This window comes from Tamlana sp. I1 (assembly GCF_015355625.1).
GTDB lineage: Bacteria > Bacteroidota > Bacteroidia > Flavobacteriales > Flavobacteriaceae > Pseudotamlana.
Genome location: NZ_JACLAF010000009.1, coordinates 207,927 through 219,242, shown reverse-complemented (window position 1 = coordinate 219,242; position 11,316 = coordinate 207,927). Strand labels below are relative to the sequence as shown.

7 protein-coding genes are annotated in these 11,316 nt (G+C 29.8%); 2 read left to right on the top strand and 5 right to left on the bottom strand.

The window, feature by feature from the left end:
- Positions 1 to 2,420, top strand: a 2,420-nt coding sequence (locus H6X70_RS10205; RefSeq protein ID WP_194767578.1) for a T9SS type A sorting domain-containing protein, incomplete at its 5' end; no start/stop codon positions are given.
- A gap of 59 nt (positions 2,421 to 2,479) precedes the next feature.
- Here H6X70_RS10205 and H6X70_RS10200 read toward each other — a convergent pair.
- The 4 genes from H6X70_RS10200 to H6X70_RS10185 all read right to left on the bottom strand — a co-directional run bounded on the left by H6X70_RS10200 (position 2,480) and on the right by H6X70_RS10185 (position 6,888).
- Positions 2,480 to 3,064 carry a sugar transferase gene (locus H6X70_RS10200; RefSeq protein WP_317171466.1) on the bottom strand — a complete coding sequence of 195 codons (585 nt, stop codon included), beginning with the start codon at positions 3,062 to 3,064 and terminating at the stop codon, positions 2,480 to 2,482.
- A gap of 176 nt (positions 3,065 to 3,240) precedes the next feature.
- Positions 3,241 to 4,812 (bottom strand): FAD/NAD(P)-binding protein, encoded by a 1,572-nt coding sequence (locus tag H6X70_RS10195; RefSeq protein WP_194767576.1) that lies wholly within the window; start codon positions 4,810 to 4,812, stop codon positions 3,241 to 3,243.
- Positions 4,813 to 4,815: 3 nt separating this feature from the next.
- Positions 4,816 to 5,439, bottom strand: coding sequence for an acetyltransferase (locus tag H6X70_RS10190; protein WP_194767575.1), 624 nt, complete (start codon positions 5,437 to 5,439; stop codon positions 4,816 to 4,818).
- Positions 5,440 to 5,733: 294 nt separating this feature from the next.
- Complete coding sequence (locus tag H6X70_RS10185) at positions 5,734 to 6,888, bottom strand: glycosyltransferase family 4 protein (protein ID WP_194767574.1); 1,155 nt, start codon at positions 6,886 to 6,888, stop codon at positions 5,734 to 5,736.
- Positions 6,889 to 7,669: 781 nt separating this feature from the next.
- Here H6X70_RS10185 and H6X70_RS10180 point away from each other — a divergent pair.
- Complete coding sequence (locus tag H6X70_RS10180; protein WP_194767573.1) at positions 7,670 to 9,793, top strand: right-handed parallel beta-helix repeat-containing protein; 2,124 nt, start codon at positions 7,670 to 7,672, stop codon at positions 9,791 to 9,793.
- Positions 9,794 to 9,938: 145 nt separating this feature from the next.
- On the opposite strand, the gene H6X70_RS10175 is transcribed toward H6X70_RS10180, so the two are convergent.
- Positions 9,939 to 11,315, bottom strand: coding sequence for a phenylacetate--CoA ligase family protein (locus H6X70_RS10175; RefSeq protein WP_228530327.1), 1,377 nt, complete (start codon positions 11,313 to 11,315; stop codon positions 9,939 to 9,941).
- Between the last annotated feature and the right edge of the window lies 1 nt (position 11,316).

The following is an 11,316-nucleotide window of genomic DNA, read 5'->3' as shown; positions in this document are numbered from 1 at the left end:
CTATTTTAGATGATGCACTTGTAGAAAGCACTGAAAGCTTTTTTGTGAATCTGTCCAATGCCACAAATAACGTAACTATTGCAAATTCGCAAGGCACGGCTACAATTACAGATAATGATATAGCTGCTGAAAATGCCAGCATCAGTATAAATGATATCACAGTTACCGAAGCTAATAATGCCGTGTTTACAGTTTCATTAGATAACGCTGTTTCAGGAGGTTTCACAGTAGATTTTTCAACGGAAAACAATTCAGCTAAAGCAGGAGAAGATTACACTGCAACTAACGGAAGTTTAACTTTTAATGGCAATGCAGGAGAGACTCAAAGTATTAACATTGCTATTTTAGATGATGCACTTGTAGAAAGCACTGAAAGCTTTTTTGTGAATCTTTCCAATGCCACAAATAACGTAACCATTGCTAATTCTCAAGGTATGGCTACGATTACAGATAATGATATAGCTGTTGAAAATGCCAGCATCAGTATAAATGATATCACAGTTACCGAAGATAATAATGCCATTTTTACTGTTTCATTAGATAACGCTGTTTCAGGTGGTTTCACAGTAGATTTTTCAACGGAAAACAATTCAGCTAAAGCAGGAGAAGATTACACTGCAACTAACGGAAGTTTAACTTTTAATGGAGATGCAGGAGAAACCCAAAGTATTAATATTGCTATTTTAGATGATGCACTTGTAGAAAGCACTGAAAGCTTTTTTGTGAATCTGTCCAATGCCACAAATAACGTAACTATTGCAAATTCGCAAGGCACGGCTACAATTACAGATAATGATATAGCTGCTGAAAATGCCAGCATCAGTATAAATGATATCACAGTTACCGAAGCTAATAATGCCGTGTTTACAGTTTCATTAGATAACGCTGTTTCAGGAGGTTTCACAGTAGATTTTTCAACGGAAAACAATTCAGCTAAAGCAGGAGAAGATTACACTGCAACTACCGGAAGTTTAACTTTTAATGGAAATTCAGGAGAAACCCAAAGTATTAATATTGCTATTTTAGATGATGCACTTGTAGAAAGCACTGAAAGCTTTTTTGTGAATCTTTCCAATGCCACAAATAACGTAACTATTGCAAATTCTCAAGGCACAGCTACGATTACTGATAATGATTTAGCTGTTGAAAATGCCAGCATCAGTATAAATGATATCACAGTTACCGAAGATAATAATGCCGTGTTTACAGTTTCATTAGATAACGCTGTTTCAGGAGGTTTCACAGTAGATTTTTCAACGGTAAACAATTCAGCTAAAGCAGGAGAAGATTACACTGCAACTACCGGAAGTTTAACTTTTAATGGAAATTCAGGAGAAACCCAAAGTATTAATATTGCTATTTTAGATGATGCACTTGTAGAAAGCACTGAAAGCTTTTTTGTGAATCTTTCCAATGCCACAAATGATGTAACTATTGCAAATTCTCAAGGCACGGCTACGATTACAGATAATGATCTAGCTGTTGAAAATGCCAGCATCAGTATAAATGATATCACAGTTACTGAAGATAATAATGCCATTTTTACGGTTTCATTAGATAACGCTGTTTCAGGAGGTTTCACAGTAGATTTTTCAACTGCAAACAATTCAGCTAAAGCAGGAGAAGATTACACTGCTACTACCGGAAGTTTAACTTTTAATGGAAATGCAGGAGAGACTCAAAGTATTAACATTGCTATTTTAGATGATGCACTTGTAGAAAGCACTGAAAGCTTTTTTGTGAATCTTTTCAATGCCACAAATGATGTAACCATTGCAAATTCTCAAGGCACGGCTACGATTACAGATAATGATAAAAATACTGATATAGAAAATGAAATATTTTCAACAATAATTATATCAGATGCTATTATTGATGAGGGGGATGTAATCAATTTCCAAGTAGATCTTAGTCATGCCGCAACAGAAGAAATAGAGTTGGTTTTTGGATTTGTAGATATTAATACTAAACATGTAGAATACGATGCTAGTCCGCAAACATTGATTTTCGAAGTAGGGCAAACCCAACATAATATTGAAGTCAAACTTTTTGGTAATCAAGGAAATATTGAAGAAGAGTCTTTTCAAATCATTATAAGTGCCGTAGTTCGAGGAAATATCCAAAATCCCGATGAAACTGCAATAGGTACAATATTAAAAGCTCAAGAAGTAAAAGTATTCCCTGTTCCTTTTACTAATAGGTCCTCCAATTTGAATGTAACTGGCTTAAAAAATGGTACATTTAATTTATCGATATATACAATGTTTGGTCAAATTATGACTTCAGAGGAAATAGAAGTTTTTAACGGGACTTATTCAAGACCAATAGGGAACACATTTTCAAATGGAACTTATATATTAGTAATAGAAAATATCAAAAATGGTCATGCAATTCATAAAAAAATTATAATTCAAAGATAATATATGTGTTAAGATCAAATCTTGACTGCATTCATTTACTTTGGGTTTTATGATTTTGCTTATTCATTATCGGTTCCCGTAAATGCTGGCATATTTAAATTAGCCTGATTATTAACACCATCTTTTAATATTACTTTTTTTAGTGTTAATATTAATATTTTTATATCCAATAAAAAAGAGATGTTATTAACGTACCATATATCAAAATTAAATTTTTGTTTCCATGTAATGGCATTTCTGCCATTAACTTGAGCCCATCCTGTAATCCCTGGCTTCACATTGTGACGTGTCTTTTGTTGTTCGTTATAAAGAGGTAAATAATCAAGGAGTAGGGGTCTTGGTCCAATAAGGCTCATTTCTCCTTTTAGTACATTAATTAATTGTGGAATCTCATCTAAAGAATATTTCCTAATGAAAGCTCCCATTGGTGTAACCCGCTGATCAAAAGATAATAAGTTTCCTTGGTTATCCTTCTTATCATTCATGGTTTTAAACTTTATAATATCAAATGGTATTTCATTTTTTCCTGGGCGTGTTTGAAAAAAGAACGCTTTTCCATTATTTGAAATTAGTAAAGTAATATAGACGATTAAAAAAATAGGAGACAGTATTATTAAAGCAATGCTAGCTATGGATATATCCATGATTCTTTTAATCGAATTCTCGTAAAGTTTTCTTCGTGTTTTGATTAACATTTAATTTGTTTTTTAATCCTACTTTTTTTTGTAACTGAAAATGATATTAATTGAAGTGCGAATAATATTAATCATTAATTAATGAATAAAAATATTAATGACTATGCTAATTTTGATTCGATAAGTTAATTACAAACAAAACGTTTGCTGTAAAAATGTTTAAAAAGAATTTCTGACATGATTTTGGATAGCCAAATAATTCTTCCACAATGTTCAACATGCCATACAGCCTTATTTTCTATTATATTTCCAGCTAACATGGGACCCATTATATGAAGATTTTCACTAGCCTCTAGAGATTGATTGACATGAAATCCTATTTTTGATTTATTTGGAACGCAATATTTTTTATCAATTAAATTTTTATGTAAATCAGGTATTGATTGGTCTTCTAAAGTCTTACCCCCAGCGCAATTAATAACGATATGAAACTGGGTATTATGTACTTTATCTTCTTTAGTAAGTGTGTCTTTATATATTAATTTATGATGCTCATTTGTAATATCTTTAAAACGTCCACTTATATGTTCAAATCTTTTTTGCTTTTCTAAATCATCTATCACAGACGTGTAATGACTACCAGCGCAGCGTTGTCGTTTCCCTATTAAGTTACCATATTCGCAAGCAAAAATTTCAAGTTCTTTTAGGTCAAGATGTGCTAGTAATTCTCCAAACGATTTCGATATTATTTCAACTGTTGAGGCTGGGTTTAAGTTGATTTCATCGGCGTTATCTAAATCTTTAAAAGTTGCTTCAGCAATTTCCTTCGCTGTAAGGTTGTTATGAGATTTTAATGAGATTAAATGTTTTGGGAGAAATATTTTTTGTTTTTCTTCATCTATAAAAGAACCAGGGATTTTCCCGTTAGTAGAAATGAATGTAAAATGTGTTTTGTTTTCCTCTTTTTGGGGGCGATCGTTAATTTTATAAATTAACTCTAAAGCACTAGCATTTGCTCCAACAATTAGAATATTTGTTCTCTCGTTACTCCTGTTGTCAATAAAGGTTCTTATTTTATTTAAATTGGATAGCAGGTCTGGATTGTATGTATTATTGACAAGTAAAAAATTATTTTTCTCGATGACATCAGTGTTTTTACACAAATGTGTTATAGGCAAAGATCCAACCGATAAAACCACTTTTTTACTACTTATAATAGAATTGTCTTTTAAATGTATTTTATAGAATAATCCATTTTTATTAATATCTATTACTTCGCTGGAAATAAAGCTAACTTGTATAATTCCGTTTTTACTAAGTTCATCAATTATATTATTTACTCTAAAATTAATGTAACAACCAAAAAAACGTCTTGGAATATATAAGTCTTCCCATTTATTGTTTTCAATGGCTTCTTGGTTTTTTACAAGCCATTTTTTCGATAAAATTCCGCCTTCTTTTTTAAATGCTTCTAAAAGCCATATTTTGTTTTTATTTAGCCAGTTTATAAAAAGTTCTAATTCAGACTCGATTAAAAAGTTTTTTAAAGAGGTGATTAAAAGCGTGGAAAACCCTGATCTGGATCCATAGGGTATACCAACATTAAACTCGGTATGTTTTTCTATTATATTAATTGAAATTTTTGATTCAACATCTTTCGTTTGCTTTAGTTTTTCTAAGAAATATAATAAGGTAAATGATGTTGATATTCCAGAACCGATAAATGAGATATCTGTTAAGTTTGTTTCCTTTTTCATTTTTTAAATGGTCTTTATTATTTTCCCTGGATTACCAACAACCGTTGAATAATCTGGAATATCTTTTAAAACTATAGTTCCTGCTCCAATGGTACACCATTTACCTATTTTTACTTTAGGAATTACAACAGCTCCAACGCCAATATGGGTTCCTTCTCCAACTTCAACATGTCCACAAAGGGCGGCTTTAGGAGATACATGTGCATAGTCTCCAATAATATTGTCATGATCTATACTAGCACCTGTATTTATAATAACGTGTTTTCCTATTTTGGTATTCGACTGAATAATTGCTCCTGCAAAGACTACAGTTCCTTCTCCGATTTTTGAGGTTTTTGATATTATAGCAGAATGATGTATGGCTTTTTCAAATTGACACTGAAGCGATTTTGCTATTTCAGCTCTTTGTGCGTTTATGCCTATGGCAACTATTAATGGATCGCCGGAATGCGGAAAATTGTTTAAATTTTCCTTTGCTCCAACAGTCACATTTTTAACGGCATGATGAACACCTTTAGGTTTGTCGTCAAAGATATCTGTTACTTCAAAATTATTAAGTTCCATGACTTCTTTAATAACTTGAGAATGTCCTCCAGCACCATAAATCCGTACTTTCTTTTTATTCATTTTATGAATTATTAAGTATTAAAATAGCCCAAGTATGTTTCATTTATTTAAATAATGATCTTCATGTTTTCTCGTTTTAATAAATAGATGATAGGGCATGTTGAATCTATTTATTAAAACGTTATTAGTTTAATGAAATGATTGAAATCCTAAGGTTTTAATTAAAAATTCACTTTCATTTTAATGATTTAAAAGTAATTTAAATTGAAAGTATGCCTAGTTTTAATTGTTAAAGCGCTAATATTTTTGATGAAATGCTTCTGAAGAATATTTCATTATTTAAAAGATAATTTTTTAATTAAGTCTGTTATATTCGTCCAACAGAGCATTCCAAACTACTTTCCGCTCAAAGTTAGAGATTATATGTGTTCTACATTTTGCTCCCATGTTTTTAGCTTCTGTGATATTGTTTAAAACAAATAGCATAGCATTGTATAGGGACTCTTTATCTTTTACAGGTATAATAAATCCTGTTTCGTTATGCTTTATAATTTCATTGCATCCATTTATATTAGTAACAATACAGGGTAGTTTCATTGCTCCAGCTTGCATAACTACATTAGGAAAGCCTTCTCTGTAACTAGGGAAGGTTAGTGAATCTGAAATTGCAAGGTAAGGACGAACATCTTCAACCCATCCCGTAGAGATAATGTTTTTATTATTTTGAATACTCGTTAACGTTTCTGGATATAATGGATCTAGGTCATTTTCATATGTCCCAACTAATAAAAGTTTTATATGCTCATGGTTTTTAGATAATTTATTAAAAGCTGATATGAGCTCATTAATACCTTTATCTGTAACTAAACGCCCTACAAAAACATAAACAAAATCTTCTTTCTTTATGTTTAAGTGATTTCTCAGCTCGTTTAATTCTTTAGATTTTTCATATAATTCTGGATTGTAGTATTCTGTGTCAATACCATTTGAACTTCCGTTTGCTATAACTTTTAATTTTTTATTAGAAGTGAATTTATTTTCAACAATAATATCTTGTAAACCAAAAGAGTTGGGGTAGATTTTAGTAGCGCAACTATAGGTTAATTTTTCTACAATATTTAGTAGTGTTCTTTTAGGCCCTGTAGCTTCAATAAGCGGTAATCCAGCAATAGTATGCAGGCGGTGAGGAACACCAGCAATTCTAGCTGCAATCATTGAAACTGTACCTGCCTTAGGGGTGTGAGAGTGAACAATAAAAGGTTTTTCTTTTTTAAATATACGGTATAGTTTCCAAAGTGAATCTAAATCTTGAAAAGGCGTGATTTTTCGAGTCATTTTAACCGCTATGGTTGGTATGTTTTCTGATTTAGAAAACAAATCAAGTTGATTTTCAGTGTTTGAAGAAACTCCAATAACGTCGAAATTATTGGACATAAATTTTAGTTGGCCTTGCAATAAGCGACTAAGGGATATAGGAACAGTTGTTACTCTAATAATTTTCTTTTTCATTTGAGGTTATTTAATCAAAAAATAAATGCTGCCATCAAATATAGAAAAGTAACCTTAGCGTTTTTTAATTTGTCTGTCTACTAGCACTTTTTTAAGGTGAAGTGTACAGAATTAATTTTTGTTATAAATCTATTATAATTCCATATTCGTTAAGTTATAAAATTATTAATCCTTGGGTGTGTTCAATATTACCGATTAATAGTTTCTTTGTGGTGTTTATTACTCAAATTAATTTGTAAGTTTTGTTTTTTATTTCAACTTGTATAACCTTTTGCTTTGCTGGAGATTGTAGTTTTAATAATATATGTGCTATAATCAAATATAAGTAACATTATTGCATGTTTGTGTTAATTATTTAAAAATGAGTTAATTGTATTTTGTCGAATTTTTATTTCATGAAGAATATTTCTATAAACAATTGTAATACAATACTTTATGATGTGTAGAGGATTTAATCCTTTAATTGTAGGAATTATTAAATGTTGAAAAAACACAATAACATGTATCTATAAGACACTGAAAAATAGACGTTTATACGTATTTTTGTGATTGTTATATGTTAAATTATAATTGATGAAGTCTAAAACATGTATTTGTGCGTAATTATAAATGTTGATTTTTATCTAGACCTTGTTTTTCGTCCAAGAAAAATTACTTTTAATCGTATTTTTAAAAATTAATTTACGTTTTATCGAATAAAGCAATCTTTTTAACGATTATTTTGTATTATATTTTATAACTTTATCAAATGTTAATTTATCACACCAAGCTTATTGCAATTATGAAAACTATTTTAAACCCAATTTTATTATTTCTATTTATCTTCACTTTATCTTGTAATAATGAAGAACTTTTTGTTGAAGATATTACCCAGGAAAAAGAAGAAGAAACTAATGATAAATCTGAAGAAGATATAATTGAAGAAGCCACAGCGCCTTGTGATTTTCTTTTAAGCCAAGTAGAAGCTGGCAGTGAGATCGTAATTGATTGTTTGATGGATTTGGAAGGTGAAGTGGTTACTTTGCCAAGTAATACTTCTATCGTTTACGCCGGAGGTGATATAACAAATGGTGAATTAAAGTTTGCCGGTGAAGGAGTAATTTCAGGGGAATTATTAAATAAAGATCTTGTTATCAGTGGTAATTCTATTAAATTAAAGGAAGATGAGTTCACTTTTATTCCTGAACGATGGGGTATTGTGGAAGGTGAAGTTTCTAAAGAAGTTGCCTATAAAAACCATTTAATTATTCAGGAAATTATTGATCTAATTCATAAAATGGATATTAGTACATTTAAAATTGACAAAATGGATGCCTACTTTAATACAATTAGAGAACCTAGTGCAGCTAATTTATCTCCCATTATAACTTTGCCATCTAATTTTCATTTAAAAATGTCTGAAAATACATTTTTAAGAGTATTTCCTATTGATGATCATCAAAGCTCTATTGCCATAAGAATATATTTAGAGAATGATATTACTGTTTCTGGAGGGAATTTGATAGGAGATAGGAAACAAAGAGGGGGACTAGATGGCGGGCTTTCTCTTTTCGAAATAAAAGGTGGTCAAAATATAAATGTTGATCATGTAACCATGAATTTTTCTGCATATACAGGTTTAACTATCAATAGTTTTTTATTTGAAGGAAATCCGGATTATGTGCCTAGTTTAAATGTTACAATATCAAATTGTAATTTTGACTCAAATAGAGCAAATAATTTATCCATAACAGATGGTAAAGGCATTATAATTGAAAATTGTACATCATTTAACGCAGGTAATGATTTGAATGCTGGATATGGTCTTTCAGAAGGTGTAGCTCCTAAAGTAGGCATTATTGTTGAGGCTGATGCAGGACAGGTTGTAGAGAATGTTATTATTAGAGGTAATACTGTTGATAAAACAGTGAATCATTCAATTTTATCTGCAGGAAGTGAAAACGTAACTATACAAGGAAATACAACTGATGGTTCTATTGGGTGGACAACAACAAGAGGCTGTAAAATTATTGATAATATTACAGATGGAGAAATTTTTGGAGGATTCTCTTCTGGTGAGGTTATAGAAAGTAGAGATAATGAAATTTCTGGTAATACAATTAAAAGTGCAGCTACAGGGATATCAGCTTCTAATGATGATATTTTAATTTATAACAATACTATTATTGATTGTAAAATTGGATTGATGTTAAGAGGTTTAATTAATTCTAAAGTTTATAATAATACAATTAAAAGTGATATTATAGATGCATTTGGAATTAATGCACAACAGTTTGTAGATAATGTTACAATTAACAATAATACAATACAAATGTCTAATGTTAATAGCAGGCCATTTTATTGGACAAGTGTAAATAATGATGAAAAATATTCAGAGTATAAAGTTTATTTTAAGGATAACCATTTTGAATGTACTGCTCCAGGCTCAATGGTTAGAGGTACAGGTTATGAAATTGTAAACAATAATTTTGTAGGTGAAGGTCTAGGTTTAACTGATATGAATAATGTTTTGCTTGCCAATAATTCCTTTAAAAATAACTCAGGTAATTGTATAAGTATTAATAAATACGACTCTTCAAAAAATATAATAGTAAAAGACAATGTACTTGAAAATTCTAGTACGGAAAGATTAAGTGCTTATGGAATTTTAATCCATACAGTTGGTAATAATGCTACAATTGAAAATAGTAATATAACATTAGAAAATAATAATATTAGTGTTACAGGTGTGAATTATGGTATCCATTCAACAAATTTTGATGGTATGACTATTATTGATAACATAATAAAAAATACAGATAGGGAATCTATTTACTTTAGGGGAGATGATTCTAGTATTATAAATAACCAAATTAAATCTGTTGATATAGATGGTAACGGGAACTCCGTGAGTGGAAATAATTAATTGAATAAATAAATAGAAATAGTTCCAAAAAATGAAAGTCACCTAAAACCATTGTTTTAGGTGACTTTTTTTATGAATCAATTTGAATTCACGCAGATTTTAGGATAGTGTCTTTTTAGGATTGGGAAAGACTCCTATTATGCTTTTAAATATTTAAAGTATTCTTTACGATTCTAAATTTCCCGCTTTTTTCAACTTCAATAAAGTCAACATATTTAATTTCAATAGTAATTTTAGAACCTAATCGATCTCTTAAATTTTTTATAAAAATGGCTTCATTTTTTTTGTCAAAAATAAGATTCTCTTTTTCTATTAATACTAGTATTTTGTCAGGAACTTTTTGATGAATTTGAAACTTAATAACTCCATGAACTCCTTTCAAACAGTTTGAAATATTACCTAGATTGATTTTGCCCATCTCTTCAGAATAAATAAAATCAGAAACTCTACCCAAAATTTGTTTTACTATTGGGTTATTATTTCCACAGGTACATAGGTCTTCACTTATCTCAATGGTGTCACCAATATCATATCGTATTAAAGGTGTTCCATGTGTATTAAACGAAGTCACCACAAGCCTTCCTTTATTTACAGGTTGATCATTCTTGTTTAACACCTCAAAAACACCACTTTGTAACTCTAGGTGTAATTTTTTGTTTTTACATTCTGTTATAAATGGAGCGCCTTCAGAAGAGGCATATTGATTATATAAATTTGTTTTAAAATAACCTTCTAAAACCTTTCGAATGTCGTCTGTTATAGTTTCTGCTGTAGGGAATATTGCTATAATAGTTTTTGGAGGAAATTCAATATTATTTTTAATTCCATATTTGGCAATTTCATACATAGTAGATGGAAATCCCACCATGTATTTTGGCTTGTATAAAATTAAGTTCTTTATGTAAAATTCTAAATAATTATTATGAATATGGAAAGTGGAGTAGTAGCGTACGTTATATATGTTATCTGTTTTCCAAAATCTGTTTTTTTTAACATCATTTTTAGATAACAGATTTTTTCCACTAAACCAGGCTGTTTTTTCGCCTAAATTGTAGCCAAAGTTATTTCTAAAATTGTCTAAAATGGCAAACCTTTCTTGGACGTCTTTGTGGGTATAAATAACCTCTAGAGATTTACCCGTGGTACCCCCTGTTTTAGATATTACACCGTTTTTTTTATTTATAGTATAGGTTTGGTTAATATTTTTTCTTAATGTTTCTTTATTTAATATAGGTAATTGTTGAATATTGTCTAATTCCTCAGGGGTTTCAATATTGCTAAATAATTCATTATAAAATTTCGAATTTTTATTTACGTACTGTATAAATAGTTTATATTTTGCTTTCTGTATTTTTTTTAATTCATCAAGCGATAAATTTCTGTTTTCTAAATATTGTTTTCTATAGCTTTTGTAAAAACTACCGTATCGCTTTTTATATGAGATGATATTAAATAATGATATAATGATATTTTGTATTATATGTGGGGACCTGTCATAAATTTTATCCTTTATATTATCCATA

What these genes read in the sequence shown, in the direction of transcription:
- H6X70_RS10200 (WP_317171466.1), bottom strand. Translation starts at nt 3,064, where the DNA reads ATGGATATATCCATAGCTAGCATTGCTTTAATAATACTGTCTCCTATT.
- H6X70_RS10195 (WP_194767576.1), bottom strand. Translation starts at nt 4,812, where the DNA reads ATGAAAAAGGAAACAAACTTAACAGATATCTCATTTATCGGTTCTGGA.
- H6X70_RS10190 (WP_194767575.1), bottom strand. Translation starts at nt 5,439, where the DNA reads ATGAATAAAAAGAAAGTACGGATTTATGGTGCTGGAGGACATTCTCAA.
- H6X70_RS10185 (WP_194767574.1), bottom strand. Translation starts at nt 6,888, where the DNA reads ATGAAAAAGAAAATTATTAGAGTAACAACTGTTCCTATATCCCTTAGT.
- H6X70_RS10180 (WP_194767573.1), top strand. Translation starts at nt 7,670, where the DNA reads ATGAAAACTATTTTAAACCCAATTTTATTATTTCTATTTATCTTCACT.
- H6X70_RS10175 (WP_228530327.1), bottom strand. Translation starts at nt 11,315, where the DNA reads ATGGATAATATAAAGGATAAAATTTATGACAGGTCCCCACATATAATA.